The 18,956-nt window shown below is 67.2% G+C and carries 15 protein-coding genes; 7 read left to right on the top strand and 8 right to left on the bottom strand.

All coding sequences use genetic code 11. The annotated features are described in order from the left end of the window. Window positions 1-40: 40 nt before the first annotated feature. The 3 genes from ripB to AC5Y3Z_RS05650 all read right to left on the bottom strand — a co-directional run bounded on the left by ripB (window position 41) and on the right by AC5Y3Z_RS05650 (window position 2,976). Complete coding sequence (gene ripB, locus AC5Y3Z_RS05660) at window positions 41-760, bottom strand: NlpC/P60 family peptidoglycan endopeptidase RipB (RefSeq protein ID WP_463825089.1); 720 nt, start codon at window positions 758-760, stop codon at window positions 41-43. A 9-nt stretch (window positions 761-769) separates the two neighbouring features. Continuing rightward, the gene (gene ripA / locus AC5Y3Z_RS05655; RefSeq protein ID WP_473139601.1) at window positions 770-2,182 is read right to left on the bottom strand and encodes an NlpC/P60 family peptidoglycan endopeptidase RipA; all 1,413 of its coding nucleotides are present in this window, start codon (window positions 2,180-2,182) and stop codon (window positions 770-772) included. A gap of 242 nt (window positions 2,183-2,424) precedes the next feature. Next, window positions 2,425-2,976: an Rv1476 family membrane protein gene (locus AC5Y3Z_RS05650; protein WP_473139600.1), complete on the bottom strand. Its 552-nt coding sequence runs from the start codon at window positions 2,974-2,976 to the stop codon at window positions 2,425-2,427. Window positions 2,977-3,506: 530 nt separating this feature from the next. On the opposite strand from AC5Y3Z_RS05650, the gene AC5Y3Z_RS05645 reads away from it, so the two are divergent. Continuing rightward, window positions 3,507-6,344 carry an aconitate hydratase gene (locus tag AC5Y3Z_RS05645; RefSeq protein ID WP_473139599.1) on the top strand — a complete coding sequence of 946 codons (2,838 nt, stop codon included), beginning with the start codon at window positions 3,507-3,509 and terminating at the stop codon, window positions 6,342-6,344. A 21-nt stretch (window positions 6,345-6,365) separates the two neighbouring features. After that, window positions 6,366-6,938: a TetR/AcrR family transcriptional regulator gene (locus AC5Y3Z_RS05640; protein WP_463825085.1), complete on the top strand. Its 573-nt coding sequence runs from the start codon at window positions 6,366-6,368 to the stop codon at window positions 6,936-6,938. A 56-nt stretch (window positions 6,939-6,994) separates the two neighbouring features. Here AC5Y3Z_RS05640 and AC5Y3Z_RS05635 read toward each other — a convergent pair whose 3' ends face one another. Next, a complete protein-coding gene (locus AC5Y3Z_RS05635) occupies window positions 6,995-7,546 on the bottom strand; it encodes a TetR/AcrR family transcriptional regulator (protein ID WP_473139598.1) in 552 nt (183 codons plus the stop codon). Window positions 7,547-7,740: 194 nt separating this feature from the next. Here AC5Y3Z_RS05635 and AC5Y3Z_RS05630 point away from each other — a divergent pair, with 194 nt between their 5' ends. Then, window positions 7,741-8,955 carry a cytochrome P450 gene (locus tag AC5Y3Z_RS05630; RefSeq protein ID WP_473139597.1) on the top strand — a complete coding sequence of 405 codons (1,215 nt, stop codon included), beginning with the start codon at window positions 7,741-7,743 and terminating at the stop codon, window positions 8,953-8,955. 13 nt (window positions 8,956-8,968) lie between these two features. Here AC5Y3Z_RS05630 and AC5Y3Z_RS05625 read toward each other — a convergent pair whose 3' ends face one another. Genes AC5Y3Z_RS05625 through AC5Y3Z_RS05610 form a run of 4 tightly spaced genes read right to left on the bottom strand, consistent with a single transcriptional unit; the run spans window position 8,969 to window position 13,818 of the window. Next, complete coding sequence (locus AC5Y3Z_RS05625) at window positions 8,969-10,597, bottom strand: ABC-F family ATP-binding cassette domain-containing protein (RefSeq protein WP_473139596.1); 1,629 nt, start codon at window positions 10,595-10,597, stop codon at window positions 8,969-8,971. Between the two features lie 9 nt (window positions 10,598-10,606). Then, the gene (locus AC5Y3Z_RS05620) at window positions 10,607-11,434 is read right to left on the bottom strand and encodes an enoyl-CoA hydratase (RefSeq protein WP_473139673.1); all 828 of its coding nucleotides are present in this window, start codon (window positions 11,432-11,434) and stop codon (window positions 10,607-10,609) included. Between the two features lie 21 nt (window positions 11,435-11,455). Further along, a complete protein-coding gene (gene trxA, locus AC5Y3Z_RS05615; protein ID WP_473139595.1) occupies window positions 11,456-11,806 on the bottom strand; it encodes a thioredoxin in 351 nt (116 codons plus the stop codon). Then, on the bottom strand, window positions 11,803-13,818 hold the full coding sequence (locus AC5Y3Z_RS05610; protein ID WP_473139594.1) for a heavy metal translocating P-type ATPase: 2,016 nt from the start codon (window positions 13,816-13,818) through the stop codon (window positions 11,803-11,805). The genes trxA and AC5Y3Z_RS05610 overlap by 4 nt, the downstream gene beginning before the upstream one ends. Window positions 13,819-14,064: 246 nt before the next feature. Here AC5Y3Z_RS05610 and AC5Y3Z_RS05605 point away from each other — a divergent pair, with 246 nt between their 5' ends. From AC5Y3Z_RS05605 to AC5Y3Z_RS05590, 4 genes are all read left to right on the top strand, one after another. Further along, on the top strand, window positions 14,065-15,027 hold the full coding sequence (locus tag AC5Y3Z_RS05605) for a PE family protein (RefSeq protein WP_473139593.1): 963 nt from the start codon (window positions 14,065-14,067) through the stop codon (window positions 15,025-15,027). 79 nt (window positions 15,028-15,106) lie between these two features. Beyond that, on the top strand, window positions 15,107-16,936 hold the full coding sequence (locus AC5Y3Z_RS05600) for an acyl-CoA dehydrogenase (protein ID WP_473139592.1): 1,830 nt from the start codon (window positions 15,107-15,109) through the stop codon (window positions 16,934-16,936). Between the two features lie 40 nt (window positions 16,937-16,976). Continuing rightward, the gene (locus tag AC5Y3Z_RS05595) at window positions 16,977-17,771 is read left to right on the top strand and encodes an alpha/beta fold hydrolase (RefSeq protein ID WP_463825078.1); all 795 of its coding nucleotides are present in this window, start codon (window positions 16,977-16,979) and stop codon (window positions 17,769-17,771) included. Further along, window positions 17,768-18,916: a PP2C family protein-serine/threonine phosphatase gene (locus AC5Y3Z_RS05590; RefSeq protein WP_473139591.1), complete on the top strand. Its 1,149-nt coding sequence runs from the start codon at window positions 17,768-17,770 to the stop codon at window positions 18,914-18,916. Before AC5Y3Z_RS05595 ends, AC5Y3Z_RS05590 begins: the two co-directional genes overlap by 4 nt. Window positions 18,917-18,956 lie beyond the last annotated feature (40 nt).

Raw genomic sequence — 18,956 nt, 5'->3', positions numbered from 1 at the left:
GGGCCGGCACCACCCCTGGTACGCCCCCCGGCTCTTCGGCTCAGTACTCGATGATCCTAGTCAGATACGGAGTCATGCCGGGCTTGCGCACCGGGCTGATCGTGACTTTGCCGGCCAGGCTGGAAGCCTCCAACATCTGTCCGTTGCCCAGATACATCGTGACGTGCTGGTTGCCGTTGGGGCCATAGAAGATGAGGTCGCCGCGCCGGGCCTCGTTCTGCGGGATGTGGCGCCCGGCGTTGTACTGGTCCCCGGAGAACCGCGGGATCAACACACCGACGCCGGCAAACGCGTACCGCATCAGACCCGAGCAGTCGAAGCCGTTGATGCCCGCACCGGAGTCCACTCCTTTACTGGGGCCTTCCAGCGAGCCACCGCCCCACGAATACGGCACGCCCATCTGGGATCCGGCACGGCGGATCACGTGCTCGATGGCCTCCCGGCCGTTCGCCCGCGGAATCCGGCTGCCGCTGGTGTTGGCGGCCGCCGGCGTACCGCCGAGGTTGATGCCGAGGCCGCTGAGGAACTGCTGGCCGAGGTTGAGCGTGGTCTGGGTGGCCTGTGCGGTGGCCTGCAGCGAGGCGTTGGCAACCGCCAGCGGGTCGCCCGGGGCGCCGGCGCTCACCGCGGCGGGCAGGGTGGGATCCCACTCCCCGTCGGCGGCGGCGGGGGGCGCCACAGCGACCACCAGCCCGGCGACCAACCCCAGGATCAGGGGCAGGAGCCGGGCTAGGGGCAGATGAATTCGCTTGTGGCGCATGAGTCCTCGTTAATACTCGATGTAGCGGATCACGAACGGCGTCATGCCGCTGGTGCGTACCGGCGCAGTTCGCACCTTCAAACCGATGTCGGGCGCCTCGAGCATCTGGCCGTTGCCGAGGTAGATGGTGACGTGCTGGCTGCCGCCGGGGCCGTAGAAGATGACGTCGCCGCGGCGCATCTGGGAGGTCGGGATCTTGCGGCCCATGTTGTACTGCGAACCCGAGTAGTGCGGCAGCTTGATGCCCACGCCGGCGAACGAGTAGAGCACCAGTCCGGAACAGTCGAAGCCGGTGATGTTGGCGCCGGAGTCGATGCCGTGGCTGGGTCCGGCCGCGTTGCCACCGCCCCAGGAGTACGGCACGCCGATCTGGGACAGGCCGCGACGGATCACGTACTCGGAGGCCTGCCGTCCGTACACCCGCGGGATGCGCCCCGACGTCGCACCGGTCGGCGCGTTGGTGATGCCCGTGTCGTCGGGCTTGAGGATGCCCAGCCCCTGCAGGAATTGCTTGCCCATGGTGGCGGTGACCTGCGCCGAGGTCGCCGAGTAGCCGAGCACCTGGTTGACCACCGCGATCGGGTCCCCGGGCACGTTGGCGCTGGGCACCTGCGGCAGCGAGGGGTCCCAGCCGTCCCAGCGACGGCCACCGCCGGTGCCGCCGGCGGTGTCCCACATGTTCGGCGGGGTGCCCTGGCCGCCCGACTGCGTCCACGCGACGAATCGGGCCTGCTGCAGCTTGTTTTCGGCTTCTTCACGCTCGGCTGCCAGGCGATTGACTTCTTCGCGTTGCTGGTCGAACTTGCGCCGGGTGTCCTCCAGCGCGTGGGCCGCGGCGTCCTGGCTGGCCTTGGCGTCGACAGCGGCCCGGTCGGCCTTCTGCTTGGCCAACCGCGCCACTGATTCCTTGTTCACCTGCTCGGTGCGGGCGCGTTGCAACCGGGTCAGCACGGCCTGCGCACTGGCGGCCATGGTGCGGGCGGCACCGGCGGCGGCGATCATCTCGTCGGGACTGTGGGCGGACAGGTAGCCGCCGTCGGGGCCGTTCATGTACGTCGCGACCGCGAAGACGTTGAACCGGCGCTGGGCTGCGGTGATGGCCGCACCGGCGTCCTTGACGGCCTGCTGGCTGGCTTCGAGTTCGCGACCGGCGACCTCGGCCTGTTCGCGGGCGTCCTCGACGGCGACGAGGGCTTTGTTGACGCTCTCCTGCTCGATTTCGACGGTGGCGCTCAGGTCTTCGAGGCGCTGGTTGGCCCGGGCGACGTTGGCAATCAGCACCGCGATGCTGTCCGCGGCAGGCTCGGCGTGGGCAAGTTCGGGGGTGCCCAGCAACAGCGCCACGCTCAATACCGCCGGAACGGCTGGGCGCACCAGCCGGGCGGCGGTTTGAGAGGCAGAGCCAGGGCGTGTCCGTCTCATTCGACTTGGATCTCCTACGGCTTAAATCGGACGGACGGCGCCGGTTTTCGCAGAACGCGCCATAAACAACATCAGCATCATTCGCACCGTACGTCACACTTGCCGCTAAAGAAACGCAAGTCACAAATTGCACTCAGGAAGTGCGTTTACTGTGACCCAACAGTGACCTGGAGGGTTTGCCAACCAGGAAGGATCAGAGCCTGCAGGCGCTGCAACGCAGGGTCGCCACCTGCTTGGATGCCCTACGCGTCGGCGCTGGAAGCCACCTCGGGCCGAGTCGGCGACGTTGCTGGTCGGCGATTGCGACGCTGCATCAGTCGGGTGCCCGCAGCCGCGGCAAACACCCCGATCAGCAAAGCGATGGTGAGGCCAGTCCAGGGGAACTCTGGGGTATTGAGCTCGTTGAGAAAATTCTGCGCAGACTGCACCGGATTGCCGGTTTTGGAATGGTCTTCCCCGGCTTCCAGCGTGACGCGCGGGAAGTGCGAGCTGTAGCTGCCGACGTAGCTGGGGCTGAGCACCAGGACGGTGGAGTCCGGGTAGTCGGCGCCGACGACGGTCGCGATATCGCGCAGCGGGGTGTCGTTGGGCGGGTTGTGGTCGAGCAGCACGATCTTGAGCGTGATGCCTTCGCTGCGGGCATGGTTGACGATGTCGAGCAGACCCGGCTCGGGTCCCGGGGGCGCCGCGACGCCGTCCGCGTGCACCTCGGCCTTGATCGCGTTGATGTCGACGTCCTGCGGGATGTATGCGGGCAGAAACGGGATCGTCTGCGGCAACGGCAGTTCGGTCATCGCGTACTTCCTCCGTCGTCATCTCTTCGACCCGGGTGTCCCGCAGGCGCCGGGTGTCTGGGCGTCACCCCAGGTTTGTCACGCTGGCGTGACGTTCGACGCCGACTGCCACGCTGGCGTGACGCTCGGCGACCGCAGGGTCTCGCCGTCACCCCAGGTTGTCACGCTGGCGTGACGTTCGACGCCGACTGCCACGCTGACGTGACGCTCGGCGACCGCAGGGTCCCGCCGTGACCCCAGGTGCCACGCTGGCGTGACGCTCGGCGACCGCAATCACTCTAGTGTGACGCTCGGCGGTGTGACGCCCGGCGGTGCGACGCTCGGCGGTGCGACGCTCGGCGGTGCGACGCTCGGCCGTGCGACGCCCGGTGCGGCCGGGGGTGAGACCCGACCTTCCCAGGAGCGCGCGATGCGACAAGACTGGGCAAGAGCGGGTGGCAATCTAATGCAGGACAAGCGTACTGTTAAAGTTGCACCGCCCCCGCCGACACGGCCCGTCGGCGGGAAGAACTTAATCCTCGGGAGTTGATGTGACTAGCAAAGGTTCGGTGAACTCGTTCGAAGCCCGCGACACCCTCAAGGTCGGCGACAAAGAATACGAGATCTACCGTCTCGATGCCGTCCCTGAGACCAAGAAACTCCCCTACAGCCTCAAGGTGCTCGCCGAGAACCTGCTCCGCAACGAAGACGGCAGCAACATCACCAAGGAGCACATCGAGGCGATCGCGAACTGGGATCCCGAGGCGGAACCCAGCATCGAAATCCAGTACACCCCCGCCCGGGTGGTGATGCAGGACTTCACCGGGGTGCCCTGCATCGTCGACCTGGCCACCATGCGCGAGGCGATCGGCGACCTGGGCGGCGACGCCGAGAAGGTCAACCCGCTGGCGCCGGCCGATCTGGTGATCGACCACTCGGTGATCGCCGACCTGTTCGGCACCGCCGACGCCTTCGAGCGCAACGTCGAGATCGAGTACGAACGCAACGGCGAGCGCTACCAGTTCCTGCGCTGGGGGCAAGGTGCGTTCGACGACTTCAAGGTGGTGCCGCCCGGCACCGGCATCGTGCACCAGGTCAACATCGAATACCTGGCCAGTGTCGTTATGACCCGCGCCAACGGCGCGGGTAAGACAGTCGCCTACCCGGACACCTGCGTGGGCACCGACTCCCACACCACGATGGTCAACGGCCTCGGGGTGCTCGGCTGGGGCGTGGGCGGCATCGAGGCCGAGGCCGCGATGCTCGGTCAGCCGGTGTCGATGCTGATCCCCCGCGTCGTCGGCTTCAAGCTGACCGGCGAGATCCAGCCGGCCGTCACGGCCACCGACGTGGTGCTGACCGTCACCGAAATGCTGCGCAAGCACGGCGTCGTCGGTAAGTTCGTCGAGTTCTACGGCAACGGTGTCGCCGAAGTGCCGTTGGCCAACCGCGCCACGCTGGGCAACATGAGCCCCGAATTCGGTTCCACCGCAGCGATTTTCCCGATCGACGAAGAGACCATCTCCTACCTGAAGTTCACCGGGCGCAGCGAAGAGCAGCTGGCGCTGGTCGAGGCCTACGCCAAAGAGCAAGGGCTGTGGCACGATCCCGACCACGAACCGAACTTCTCCGAGTACCTGGAACTCGACCTGTCCGAGGTGGTGCCGTCGATCGCCGGCCCGAAGCGCCCGCAGGACCGAATTGCGTTGTCGGAAGCCAAGTCGACCTTCCGCAAGCACATCACCAGCTACGTCGAAGACGGCTCCGACGACAAGCAGGGTTATTCGAAACTGGATGAGACGGTGGACGAGTCGTTCCCGGCCAGCGATCCCGGTTCGCCGGACAACGGCCACGCCGACGACGCTCCCAAGGTCCATTCGGCCGCAGTGCATGCCAAGGGTCGGGTCAGCAACCCCGTCGAGGTGAAGTCCGACGAATACGGCGAGTTCGTGCTGGACCACGGCGCGGTGGTGATCGCGGCGGTCACGTCGTGCACCAACACCTCCAATCCCGAAGTGATGCTGGGCGCGGCGCTGCTGGCACGTAACGCCGTCGAGAAGGGGCTGACCTCCAAGCCGTGGGTGAAGACCACGATGGCGCCGGGCTCGCAGGTGGTCAACGACTACTACGACAAGGCGGGATTGTGGCCGTACCTGGAGAAGCTGGGCTTCTACCTGGTCGGCTACGGCTGCACCACCTGCATCGGCAACTCCGGGCCGCTGCCCGAGGACATCTCGAAGGCGGTCAACGACAACGACCTTGCCGTCGCGGCCGTGCTGTCCGGTAACCGCAACTTCGAGGGCCGCATCAACCCGGACGTGAAGATGAACTACCTGGCGTCGCCGCCGCTGGTGGTCGCCTATGCGCTGGCGGGGTCGATGGACTTCGACTTCGACGAGGACCCCCTGGGCCAGGACAAGGACGGCAACGATGTCTTCCTCAAGGACATCTGGCCGTCGCAGAAGGATGTGTCGGACACCATCGCCTCGGCCATCAGCCAGGAGATGTTCACCAAGAACTACGCCGACGTGTTCAAGGGCGACGAGCGCTGGCAGAACCTGCCGACGCCCAGCGGCAACACCTTCGAATGGGACGAGGACTCGACGTATGTGCGCAAGCCTCCCTACTTCGACGGGATGTCGAAGGAACCCGAGCCGGTCAGTGACATCAAGGGCGCCAGAGTTCTTGCGCTGCTTGGTGATTCGGTCACTACCGACCACATCTCGCCGGCGAGCAGCATCAAGCCGGGCACCCCGGCCGCGGAGTACCTCGACGAGCATGGCGTCGAGCGCAAGGACTACAACTCCTTCGGCTCACGCCGCGGCAACCACGAGGTGATGATCCGCGGCACCTTCGCCAACATCCGGTTGCGCAACCAGCTGCTCGACGACGTGTCCGGCGGGTACACCCGCGACTTCACCAAAGAGGATGCGCCGCAGGCGTTCATCTACGACGCGGCACAGAACTACGCGAAGGAAGACATCCCGCTGGTGGTGCTGGGCGGCAAGGAGTACGGGTCGGGCTCGTCGCGCGACTGGGCGGCCAAGGGCACCCGGCTGCTGGGCGTGCGGGCGGTGATCACCGAGTCCTTCGAACGTATCCACCGCTCGAATCTGATTGGCATGGGCGTGATTCCGCTGCAGTTCCCGGACGGGGAGTCGGCGCAGTCGCTGGGCCTGGACGGTACCGAGACCTTCGACATCACCGGCATCGAAGAACTCAACGACGGCAAGACGCCGAAGACGGTGAAGGTCAAGGCCAGCAAGGAAACCGGCGACCCGATCGAGTTCGACGCCAAGGTCCGCATCGACACCCCGGGTGAAGCCGACTACTACCGCAACGGCGGCATCCTGCAGTACGTACTGCGCAACATGCTGAACTCTGGCTAGCCGCAACCACATCCCCCGCCTGTGCCCAAAGTCAGCGAGGACCATCTCGAGGCGCGGCGCCGTCAGATCCTGGACGGCGCGCGCCGCTGTTTCGCCGAGTATGGCTACGACCAGGCCACGGTGCGCCGGCTGGAGAAAGAGATCGGCATGTCGCGTGGTGCGATCTTTCACCACTACCGCGACAAGGACGCGCTGTTCTTCGCGCTCGCGCGCGAGGACACCCAGCGCATGGCGGAAGTCGCCTCGCGCCAAGGGTTGATCCAGGTGATGCGCAACATGCTGGCCGCTCCCGAGCAGTTCGACTGGCTGGCCACTCGGCTGGAGATCGCGCGCAAGCTGCGTCACGACCCCGAGTTCAGCCGCGGCTGGGCCGAACGGTCCGCCGAGCTGGCGGCCGCGACCACCGAACGGTTGCACCGGCAGAAGCAGGCCGGCCGGGTTCGCGACGACGTGCCCGCCGACGTGCTGCACTGCTACCTGGACCTGGTGCTGGACGGTCTGGTGGCGCGGCTGGCGTCGGGCGAAGACCCGCAGCGGTTGGCGGCGGTGCTGGACCTGGTGGAGAATTCGGTGCGGCGGCCGGATCTGGCCTGATCCATCTTCGTTGGGGACAGTGTCATGGTCGCCTACCCGGCTGTTGCACGGGACCGTCAGTCGTCGGCGAAGGACGCTGCGAAAAAGCGCCGCAGCAATGCCATTTGAGCTTCCGGGTCTTTCAACGGCCAACACCACAGCGCCAGGAACACCCGGATCAGCCACTGCACGGCCAGTGGGTCGGGGTTGTCGGGGCCGAGCATTTCAGCGGCAAAGGCTTGCACGGCAGGCGAATTGGCGAGCCAGTCGCTGCCGGAGTTCATGTTCATCGACTGGAAGAGCTGAGTCATGGGCTGAGCTTGCACCCGTTGGAGCGCAACGATGGTCGCGGCGACAACGCGGTCGGGGCCGGTCAGGTCCTCGATGGCACCGCGGACGGAATCGACGATCTTCGTGCCGAGCCGGGCGACGACGGCATCGCGGATGGTTGCTTTGCCGCCGGCGTGCCGGTAGATCGTCGCCGGAGAGCAGTGCACCCTGGCGGCCAAGGCCTCGATGGTGAATGCGTCGTATCCGACGTCGGCGATGAGGTCGGCCGCAGCGGCGTAGATCCGTTCGGCAGCTTCGGTGTGGCGGTCCCGCCCGACCAGCCAGTCCGTCCGGGGCATACGACGATGGTCCACCGGCGTCGACGTCATTGCAAGGCATTTCGCACCATGAGAATTTTGACTGGAATCTTCTCACGCTAATTAGCTGATGGCGTCGCCGATCTGAGGATTCGCAGCTGGGTGGGAATCTGCAACGGTTATCAACTTCAGCGGGAAGTGTTGACCGGTTAGCTGATTGGCACGAACCTGAGGGCATGCCTGTGCTGGATGAGCCGCTCAACTTCTTCGGCGCGCAGGCTTTGCAGGATCCCTATCCGCTGTATGCACGGATGCGCGCCCAGGCCCCGGTGCACCGCATCGGGGACTCGGCGTTCTACGCGGTCTGCGGCTGGGATGCGGTCGTTGATGCCGTCCAGCGGGTCGAAGACTTTTCCTCCAACCTCACCGCGACGATGGTCTACCACGACGACGGGACCATCACCCCGTTCCCGATGATGGAGGCCGGCAGCCCCCACCACGCTCTGGCCACCGCCGATGATCCGATCCATGCGGTTCACCGCAAGATCCTGCTGCCACATCTAGCTGCCAAGCGCGTCCGCATCATCGAACAATTTGCCGGCGAGGTCGCCCAGCGGCTGTGGGTCGAGGGCCTGCGGGACGGGCGTATCGAGTGGATGAGCGCGATAGCCAACCGGCTTCCGATGATGGTCGTTGCCAAGCTGCTGGGTCTGCCCGACGCCGATGTCGACAACCTGATCAGGTTGGGCTTCGCCACCACCACGATGCTCGACGGAGTCGTCACACAATCTCAACTCGAGGCAGCCGGCGTGGCTGCATTCGAATTGTCGGGTTATGTCATGGAGCATTTCGAGAAGGCCGGGAACTCAGCCGAATCCGGTCTGATCGCCGACCTGGCGGCTCGGTACGCATCGGGCGAAGTCGATCAGATGGTGGCGATGGGCATCATGATCACGCTGTTCAGCGCTGCCGGCGAGTCCACCGCATCGTTGCTGGGCAGCGCCGCCTGGGTGCTGGCCGAACAGCCGGCGATACAACAGCAGTTGCGCGAGCATCCCGACCTGCTCAACGCCTTCATCGAAGAGGCACTCCGGTATGAGGCCCCCTTCCGCGGGCACTATCGCCACGTGTGGCGCGACACCACCCTGGGCGGGGTGCCGGTGCCGGCCGATTCCCACTTGTTGCTGATGTGGGGCGCCGCCAACCGCGACCCAGCACATTTCGAAGCGCCCGACGAGTTCCGCCTCGACCGCGCCGGCGCCAAAGGCCATGTGGCCTTCGGGAAGGGAGTGCACTTCTGCGTCGGCGCCGCCCTTGCGCGGCTGGAGGCGCACATCGTGTTCAGGATGCTGCTGGAACGCACGACCTGGATCGAGCCGGCAGACGTCGGCGAGTGGCTTCCGAGCATCTTGGTCCGTCGCTTGAACCGCCTCGAACTCGCCGTCCGGTAGATCCAGCGGGAGCTCAGGCCAGTTCGATCAGGTCGCGATAGTCCTCGGACCAGTAGTCCTCGGTGCCGTCGGGCAACAACAGGACGCGTTGCGGGTCCAGGGCTTCGGCCGCACCGGGGTCGTGGGTCACCAGCACCACCGAGCCCTGGTAGCTGCGCAGCGCGTCGAGGACCTGCTCGCGTGAGGCCGGGTCGAGGTTGTTGGTCGGTTCGTCGAGCAGCAACACGTTGGCGGTGGATGCGACCAGGCCGGCCAGCGCGAGCCGCGTCTTCTCACCCCCGGACAGCGTGCCCGCCGGCTGGTCGAGTTGCGGGCCGCTGAACATGAACGCACCGAGCAGCCCGCGCAGCTCCTGCTCGCCGGATTCGGGAGCGGCGTGCCGGATGTTCTGCCAGACCGTCGCGTCGTTGTCCAAGGTGTCGTGCTCCTGCGCGAAATAGCCGATGCGCAGACCGTGTCCGGGTTCCAGGCCGCCGGTGTCGGGCGTCTCCACCCCGGCCAGCAACCGCAGCAGCGTGGTCTTGCCGGCACCGTTGAGCCCGAGCACGACCACCCGCGAGCCGCGGTCGATGGCCAGGTCGAGCCCGGTGAACACCTCCAGGGAGCCGTAGGTCTTGCTCAGGCTTTTGACCACCAGCGGGGTGCGGCCGCACGGGGCCGGGGTGGGGAATTTGATGCGGGCCACCTTGTCGGCGACGCGTTCCTCGTCCAGCGAGGCCATCATCCGGTCGGCGCGGCGCAACATGTTCTGCGCGGCAACGGCTTTGGTGGCCTTGGCACCCAGCTTGGCGGCCTGGGTGCGCAGCGCGGCGGCCTTGCGTTCGGCGTTGGCGCGCTCGCGGCGGCGACGCTGCTCGTCGGTCGCGCGGGCGTCGAGGTACTTCTGCCAGCCCATGTTGTAGACGTCCATCTCACCGCGCACCGCATCGAGGAACCACACCCGGTTGACGACATCGGCGATCAGGTCGACGTTGTGGCTGATCATCACCACGCCACCGGTGTGCGACCGCAGGAAGTCCCGTAGCCAGCCCACCGAATCCGCGTCGAGGTGGTTGGTGGGCTCGTCGAGCAGCAACGTGGTGGACGAACCCGCGCCACTGTCGGAGGCGGCGAACAGGATTCGCGCCAACTCCACCCGGCGCCGTTGCCCGCCGGACAGGGTGTGCAACTGCTGGGTGAGCACTCGTTCGGGCAGACCGAGACTCGCGCAGATGCGGCCCGCCTCGCTTTCGGCGCTGTAACCCCCGAGCGCGACGAAGCGCTCCTCGAGTTGGCCGTAGCGGCGGATGGCGCGGTCCCGCGCGTCGTCGTCGGCGACCTCGGCCATCAACGCCTGCTGCTTTTCCAGGTCGGTGAGCAGCACATCGAGACCGCGGGCGGACAACACCCGGTCGCGAGCCAGCACGTCCAGATCGCCCTCTTTGGGATCCTGTGGCAGATAACCGATTTCGCCCTTGCGGGTGACCGTACCGGCGTAGGGCTGGCCCTCCCCCGCCAGGATCCGCAGGGTGGTGGTCTTGCCCGCACCGTTGCGGCCGACCAACCCGATCCGATCACCGGGCTGCACCCGCAGCGCCGGCCCGTCGGGTGAGAGCAGGATGCGCGCACCAGCGCGGACCTCCAGGTCCGTAGCCGTGATCACATCTGCTCCCTATTTTTCGTCGGTGAACACCGCCGGCCGTCTCTCCGCGCGTGCGGCAACCGCTTCTTCGAAGTTGGAGGTGAGTAGACGGACGAAAAGCTGTCCCAGGCCCTCGGCCTGCATGTGTCCCTCGAGACTACCGGCGTCCAGTCCACTCCAAAGTGTGCGTTTGGTCAACTCGATACCCGGACGCGAGAACGCCGCCATGCGCGCCGCGATCGCATAACAGGTGTCCAGCAGCTGGGTGGGCGGCACCTGGCAGGACACCAATCCGATCCGTTCGGCCTCCTCGGCGGAGATGTCACGGCCGGTCAGCATGATCTCGAAGGCCCGCGACGACCCGATGGCCCTGGGCAGCAGGTAACTGAGGCCGAGTTCGCTGGCGGTCAGGCCGTTGTTGATGCCCGCCGCCCGGAAGTATGCGGTGGTAGAGGCCACCCGCACATCGGCGGCCAGGGCCAGACACAGTCCGCCGCCGATGGCCGCGCCGTTCACCGCGGCGATCACCGGTTGATGCAGGCGGCGCAGCTTGAGGATGACGTCGTCGAGGATCTCCATGGACCGCAGCGCATACGTCGGGCGGGTCAGGCCATCGACGTGCGGAACCGAGCCCGCGGACTTGTGATCCGCCCCCGACGAGAAGCCCTTGCCCGCGCCGGTGAGCACCACCACCCGCACCGAGTTGTCGGTGCCGACCTCTTCAAGGGCCTCCCGCAGCGGAACCATGACGTCGAAGGCCATCGAGTTCATTCGCTCGGGACGGTTCAGGGTGATCAGGGCGATCTCGGGCCGCGGGTGTTCCAGGAGGACCAGACTCACCTGTGCACGGTATCGCAGAGCGCCCGCGGGCTGCCGGGTCTAGACCTCGGTTACTTCAGCCTCCGCAGCCTCGTAGCCCTTCAGTTGCTGGATCAGGTCTTCCAGCGCGGCCGGCGGCAGGGCGCCCGCCTGGTTAAACAGCAGTTGGCCGTTCTTGAACGCCATCAGCGTGGGGATGGACCGGATCTGGGCCGCCGCGGCCAGCTCTTGCTCGGCTTCGGTGTCGACCTTGGCGAACACCACATCGGGGTGCTTGTCGGAGGCCGCCTTGAACGTCGGCGCGAAGGCCCGGCACGGGCCGCACCAGGACGCCCAGAAGTCGACGAGCACCATCTCGTTGCCGGCGATCGTGTCGTTGAACTGTGTAGCGGTGAGGTCTTGGGTAGTCACGTCAGCGGTAACGCCGCGACCACGGTCTTTGTTCCCGGCGGGGCTGCCGGGCCGCAACCCGACGCGGCGGCCCGCCACGCCCGGTCGGTCAACAGGCGCAGTCCGTTCAGGGCGACCAGCAGCGTGGAACCTTCGTGGCAGGCGACCCCGAGCGGCAGCGGGAGCTGCCCGAACAGATCCCACAGCACCAGCACCGCGATGAGACTGCCGGCGGCCGCGAGGTTCACCGCCACCACCCGGCGGGCGTGCCGGGCCAGCCCGATGATCGTCGGAATGGTGTGCAGTTCGTCGCGGACCGTCACCCCGTCGGCGGTCTGCAGCGTGAGGTCGGCCCCGGCGCCCATCGCCACCGACGCGCACGCCGCGGCCATGGCGGGCGCGTCGTTGACCCCGTCGCCGACGACGAGCACCCGGTGCCCCGCGCCCTGTAGCGCGCGGACTGCCGCCGCCTTCTGGTCGGGCAGCATGGCCGCGCGCACGTCGGTGATGCCGGCGGCCCGGCCCACCCGTCGCGCCGCGGGCACGTTGTCGCCGGTCAGCAAGACCGGTGGCGTCGTGGTCAACGCGCTCAGCGCAGCCACCGACACCGCGGCGTCGCCGCGAATCTGGTCGGTGAGTCCGAGCAACCCGACCGCCACTCCGTTGACGACGACGACGGCCGCCGTGGCACCATCCGCCAACATCGCCGCCAGCGCGGCCGGCGGTTCCCCCCGATAGCTGTCCGGACTGCACACTTCGACGAAAGCACCGTCCACGGTCGCCCGCACCCCGCGGCCGGGCAGGGCGCGGAAGTCCTCGGCCGCCGCGATGGCGACCCCACGACGGCGGGCTGCCGTGACGATCGCGCGACCCAGCGGGTGCTCACTGAATTGCTCTGCGCCGGAAGCTAATTCGAGTATTCGGCGCGCGTCCGCCAGCTCCGGCCGCAACACCTCGACGGTACTCAATTGCGGTGTCCCACAGGTCAGCGTGCCGGTCTTGTCCAGCGCGACGACGCTGATGTCGGCGAGATGTTCCATGACCAGCGCGGACTTGACCAGGACACCGTGCCGACCGGCGTTGGCGACCGCGGACAGCAACGGCGGCATGGTGGCCAAGACCACCGCGCACGGTGAGGCCACGATCATGAAAGTCATGGCGCGCAACAGAACTGACTGCAGTGGCAGGCCGATCAACAGTGGGATCACGATCAGGGCGAGGGTGGCACCCACCACGCCCACCGAGTAGCGCCGCTCGATCTTCTCCACGAACAGTTGGGTTTTCGCCTTCGTCGCCGACGCCGCTGCTACCAGCTCGACGATGCGGGCCACCGCACTGTGCGACGGGTCGCGCGTGACGACGACGTGCAACACCCCGGATCCGTTGACCGTACCGGCGAACACCTCATCGCCCGCCGACTTGGCGGCCGGCATGGACTCACCCGTGATGGAGCACTGGTCGACCTCGGATGCGCCGGCCAGCACCGCCCCGTCGGCCGGGATGCGCTCTCCCGGCCGCACCACCACCCGGTCACCGACCACCAGTTCGCCGGCCGGCACTGTCTGTTCGTTGCCGTGCCCGTCGACCACCACAGCCCGGTCGGGCGCCAGGTTCAGTAATCCCTTGACCGAGTCCGCCGTGTGCTTGGTGGCGACCTCGTCGAGCGCCCCCGAGGTCGCGAAAATCACGATCAGCAGCGCGCCGTCGAAGATCTGCCCGATGGCCACCGCGCCCACCGCGGCAACGATCATCAACAGGTCGACGTCGAGCTCCCGGTGACGCAACGCCTGCGCCCCGGCCCACGCCGATCCCCAGCCGCCGGCGAGATAGCACGCCAGGTACAACGACCACCAGATACCCTGCGGCGCACCGCTGAGCTGTGCCGCGAAGCCGGCCGCGAAGAGCAGCAGCGCCACCGCCGCCCAGCGCACGGACATCACCGACCACAGCGCCGCGGGCCAACACAACGGGCCTACCGTCGGGCCACGCTCGGCGGCCGCCGCAGCGGGCGCTTCGACTGCGGACACGGTCATTGCGGCGGCCTCGCGGGGACAAAGTTGGGCTGGATGCACCGAGTGTATTGACGCAGGGATCCGCCCAGGTCTCGGTTCCGTTGCGGTATGTCAATGAATTGGCTTCTGCCACAAATGAAAACGACGGTGTGATGAAGTCCGGTGACCCGCGCAGGTCCCGCTGAATTCGATCCGGAAAAAGTTGGATCCATCGGTGCCGAACAGCGTTAAGCTTCGTAGGTCGCTGTCTCAATGTGGAGGTGCGAAATGTCGTACGTGGTCGCTAACACCGAGTTCGTTTCGCAGGCGGCGGGCGATCTGGCCCGGGTCGGCTCGCTACTCAACGACGCCAACGCGGCGGCGGCAGCACGAACCTCGAACGCGCTGGCTGCCGGGGCCGACGAGGTGTCTCGGGCGGTGGCGGCGGTCTTCGGGTCGCACGCCCAGACCTATCAGTCAATCAGCGCGCAGGCCAGCGCATTTCACGCACAGTTCGTGCAAACCCTGGCCCGCAACGCGGGTGCGTACGCCACCGCCGAAGCCACCAACCTCGGGCCGTTGCAGCCGGTGCTCGACCTGATCAACGCGCCCAGCCGCGCGCTGTTCAACCGGCCGTTCTTCGGCGACGGCCGCACCGGCGCAGCCGGCATGGCCGGTGAGGACGGTGGGATCTTCTTCGGGAACGGCGGTGCCGGCGGTGCCGGTGTCGCCCCGGGACAAGCCGGCGGCAGAGGGGGATCCGCCGGGTTGCTCGGGTTCGGGGGTGCCGGCGGCGCCAGTGGTACGGCCGCGGTCGGCGGCGCCGGCGGAAACGGTGGACTGCTTTACGGCGGGGGCGGCGCCGGAGGTACCGGATTCTTCGGTGGTGGCGCCGGCGGTCGCGCCTGGCTGTTCGGCGATGGTGGGGTCGGCGGGACAGCCACCTCCGCGGGAATCGGTGGCGCCGGCGGTGCCGGCGGATTCTTCATCGGCAACGGTGGCGGCGGCGGCAGCGGCGGCGGGCTCGTGTCCAACGCCAGCGGCGGCCCCGGCGGCCAGTCCGGCTTGATCGGTAACGGCGGCGAGGGTGGCGACGGCGGGGCATTCCCGCCCGGCAACGGCGGCAACGGAGGAAACGCGCTGCTGTTCGGCAACGGTGGCGCCGGCGGTACCGGCACGGCCGTCGGTTCCACTGACGGCCTGGGCGGCACCCGCGGCCTGCTCTTCGGCCAGAACGGCGCCAACGGTTAGTACCCCGTACTTACGGTTGCGTACGTTTTCCGACGTCGGACACACTTGAGACCCACCGGTCTGAGTGGAAGGAACCGCAGTGGGGCACTACATCGCCAACGTTCGGGATCTCGAGTTCAACCTGTTCGAGGTTCTCGACATCGGGGCGGTGCTCGGTGCCGGGCGGTACGCCGATCTCGACCTCGACACCGCGCACACCATCCTGGCCGAGGCGGCACGCCTGGCCGAGGGGCCGCTCGCCGAAACCTTCGCGTTCGCCGACCGCAACCCCCCGGTGTTCGACCCGGCCACGCACAGCATCAGCATCCCGCCCGAGGTGGTCAAGACGTTGCAGGCCATCAAAGACGCCGAGTGGTGGCGGCTCGGCCTGGCCGAGGAGATCGGCGGCATGGCCGCACCTCCGCCGCTGACCTGGGCCGTCAACGAGATGATCTACTGCGCGAACCCGTCGGTGTCCTTCCTGAACTTCGGCCCGGTGTTGTCCCAACCCCTCTTCCTAGAAGGCAACGAGGAGCAAAAGCATTGGGCCGCACTGGGAATCGAGCGCGGCTGGCAGGCCACCATGGTGCTCACCGAGCCTGACGCCGGCTCCGATGTAGGCGCGGGGCGCACCAAGGCCGTCGAGCAGCCCGACGGCACCTGGCACATCGAGGGCGTCAAGCGGTTCATCTCCGGCGGCGACGTCGGCGCCACCACGGAGAACATCTTCCATCTGGTGCTCGCCCGGCCCGAGGGCGCCGGCCCCGGCACCAAAGGGTTGAGCCTGTTCTACGTCCCCAACTATCTGTTCGACTCGGAGACCGGTGAACTCGGCGAACGCAACGGCGTGTACGTCACCAACCTCGAGCACAAGATGGGGCTCAAGACCTCGCCGACCTGCGAGCTGACGTTCGGCGCCACCGACGTCCCCGCGGTCGGCTACCTGGTCGGCGGCGTGCACAACGGCATCGCGCAGATGTTCACTGTGATCGAGCACGCCCGAATGACGATCGGCGTCAAGTCTTCCGGCACCTTGTCCACGGGCTACCTCAACGCGCTGGCCTACGCCAAGGAACGGGTGCAGGGCGCCGACCTCACCCAGATGACCGACAAGACCGCGCCGCGGGTCACGATCATGCACCACCCCGACGTGCGGCGCAGCCTGATGACCCAGAAGGCTTACGCCGAAGGGCTGCGCGCGCTGTACCTCTATGCCGCTGCACATCAGGATGACGATGTCGCACAACATGTTTCGGGAGCAGATCACGACATGGCGCATCGCGTCGACGACTTGCTGCTGCCGATCGTCAAGGGTGTGGGCTCCGAGCGGGCATACGAGATCTTGACGGAATCCCTGCAGACACTGGGCGGTTCGGGATTCCTGCAGGACTACCCCATCGAGCAGTACATCCGGGACTCCAAGATCGACTCACTCTACGAGGGCACCACGGCGATCCAGGCGATGGATTTCTTCTTCCGCAAGATCGTTCGCGACCACGGCCAGTCGCTGACCCACCTGACGAACCAGATCAACACAACCATCGAGAACATCGACGAGTCGCTCAAAGATCAGGCCGAACTGCTGCAGGCCGCGCTGGACGACGTCACCGGCATGACGACCGCGTTGATGGGATACCTGATGTCGGCCGCCCAGCACCCCACCGACATCTACAAGGTCGGCCTGGGATCGGTGCGCTACCTGCTCGCCGTCGGTGACCTGCTGATCGGCTGGCGGCTGCTGGTCCAGGCCGGCGTGGCCCAGGCGGCATTGGCCGGCGATCCGTCACCCGGCGACCAGGCCTTCTATCAGGGCAAAGTCGCGGTTTCGGGCTTCTTCGCCAAGAACGTGCTGCCCAAACTGGCCGGGTTGCGCAGCGTCATCGAGAACACCGACGACGACATCATGCGGATGCCCGAAGAGGCGTTCTGACGCACGGACCGACCGCGGGCGGACGTGCGATTATTACGGCATGGATGTCCGTGTCCGGAACAATGTGCACTTCCTCGGCCCCGAGGAGGCGCCGACGCTCATGCTGGCGCACGGATTCGGCTGCGACCAGGAGATGTGGCGCCGCGTCACCGCGCCGTTGAGCCGGCATTTCCGCGTCGTGCTGTTCGACCACGTCGGCTCGGGCGGTGCTGACCCTTCGGCGTGGGATCCGCAGCGTTACGCCAGCCTGGACGGTTACGCGACGGATATCCTCGAGCTCGTCGACCAGCTGCAGTTGCGCGATCCGGTCTTCGTCGGCCACTCGGTTGCCGCGATGATGGGTGTGCTGGCCGCCGCCGAGCGTCCCGACGCGTTTGCCAAGCTGGTGCTGGTGACGCCGTCACCCTGCTACATCGACGACGCCGACTACCGCGGCGGATTCACCCGCGCCGACATCGACGATCTGCTCGACTCGCTGGACAGCAACTACCTGGGCTGGTCGCACGCGATCGCCCCGACCATCGTGGGCAACCCGGACCGCCCCGAACTGTCCGAGGAACTCGCCGAGACCTTCTGCCGCACCGACCCTGCGTGCGCAAAAGTGTTCGCGCGCACGACTTTTCTTTCCGACAACCGCGCGGACCTGTCCCGGGTGTCACTACCTACGCTGGTGCTGGAATGCGCCGAGGACGCCATCGCCCCCACCGGTGTCGGCGCGTACGTCGCTGAACACATTGCCGGCAGCACCCTGGTCACCCTGGACACGACCGGGCACTGCCCGCAGCTGAGCGCACCCGAGGCCACCGCCGCCCAAATCGCAGCGTTTGCTCAGTGACAGATTTCCAACCCGAAGACTTCTTCGACAACGCGCCCTGCGGTCTGCTGTGCGCGACCACCGACCGGCGCATCACCGCGGTCAATGCCGTGCTGGCCGACTGGCTCGGGTACTCGCCGAACGAGCTGGTCGGCCGGCAGTTCACCGAGCTGTTCAGCGCCGGCGCCCGCATCCATTACGAGACCCATTTCGCACCGCTGCTCCAGGTCAATCTCAGCGTCGCCGAGATGGCGATCGACCTGGTGCGAGCCGACGCGACCCGGCTGCCGGTGTTGATCACAGCAAACGCCAAAGGATCGCCGCAACTCATCCGGATGGCGATCCACGATGCGCGCAAGCGGCGCTCCTATGAACGCGAACTGCTGGACGAACGGCGCCGCGCGGAGGCCGAGCAGGCCCGCGCGGAACTGCTGGCCGCCACCTTGCAGCGGTCGCTGCTCCCGCCGTCTTTGTCCCCGCCGCCGTCCGTGCAGGCCATCGCCCACTATCACGCCGCTACCGGCGAGGTCGGCGGCGACTTCTATGACCTGTTCCCCCTGGCGGGCGACACCTGGGGGTTTTTCCTGGGCGACGTCGCCGGCAAGGGTGCGGCAGCGGCCGCGGTGACCTCGCTGACCCGGTACACCCTGCGGGCTGCGGCGGTGATGTCCACCGCCGACCCGGTGTCGGTGCTGCACACCGTGGACAAGGTTCTCAAACAGCGCGCTCCCCGCGATGCACACACCTTCGCCACCGTCATCGTCGGGACCCTTCGCCCCTCCCCGTCCGGCATTGACGTTCATCTGGCCAGCGGTGGGCATCCACCTGCCCTGTTGCTCGGTTCGGCCGGCGAGGTCCGGGAAGTCTCCACCGCGGGCGGCCAACCCGTGGGCATCCTGGCCAGACCGGACTTCGTGGCCACCCGGCTACGTCTGGTCGCCGGCGACACGTTGCTGCTCTACTCCGACGGGCTGACCGAGGCCCGCACCGGACGGGGCCGTGAACGGTACGACGACGACGGCGCGTTGCTGCGGTTCGCGCAAGCGCACGCTCCGTCGACGGCCGCGGACCTCTTGGCCGCATTGCAAGGATTGCTGACCGACCTCGGCCGTGGCGTCGAAGACGACGTCGCCCTGCTGGCCCTCGGGGTTCCGGCTGGCCAATGACACGACACCGTGCGGCTGTCCGCCCGGAGGGCGGCCAACC

It is taken from the genome of Mycobacterium sp. NGS61 (assembly GCF_059812325.1).
This window is presented reverse-complemented; position numbering and strand designations above follow the sequence as displayed.

Bases quoted from the DNA above. Each gene is read 5' to 3' on its own strand.
- ripB (WP_463825089.1), bottom strand. From the start codon at position 760: ATGCGCCACAAGCGAATTCATCTGCCCCTAGCCCGGCTCCTGCCCCTG.
- ripA (WP_473139601.1), bottom strand. From the start codon at position 2,182: ATGAGACGGACACGCCCTGGCTCTGCCTCTCAAACCGCCGCCCGGCTG.
- AC5Y3Z_RS05650 (WP_473139600.1), bottom strand. From the start codon at position 2,976: ATGACCGAACTGCCGTTGCCGCAGACGATCCCGTTTCTGCCCGCATAC.
- AC5Y3Z_RS05635 (WP_473139598.1), bottom strand. From the start codon at position 7,546: ATGCCCCGGACGGACTGGCTGGTCGGGCGGGACCGCCACACCGAAGCT.
- AC5Y3Z_RS05630 (WP_473139597.1), top strand. From the start codon at position 7,741: ATGCCTGTGCTGGATGAGCCGCTCAACTTCTTCGGCGCGCAGGCTTTG.
- AC5Y3Z_RS05610 (WP_473139594.1), bottom strand. From the start codon at position 13,818: ATGACCGTGTCCGCAGTCGAAGCGCCCGCTGCGGCGGCCGCCGAGCGT.
- AC5Y3Z_RS05605 (WP_473139593.1), top strand. From the start codon at position 14,065: ATGTCGTACGTGGTCGCTAACACCGAGTTCGTTTCGCAGGCGGCGGGC.
- AC5Y3Z_RS05595 (WP_463825078.1), top strand. From the start codon at position 16,977: ATGGATGTCCGTGTCCGGAACAATGTGCACTTCCTCGGCCCCGAGGAG.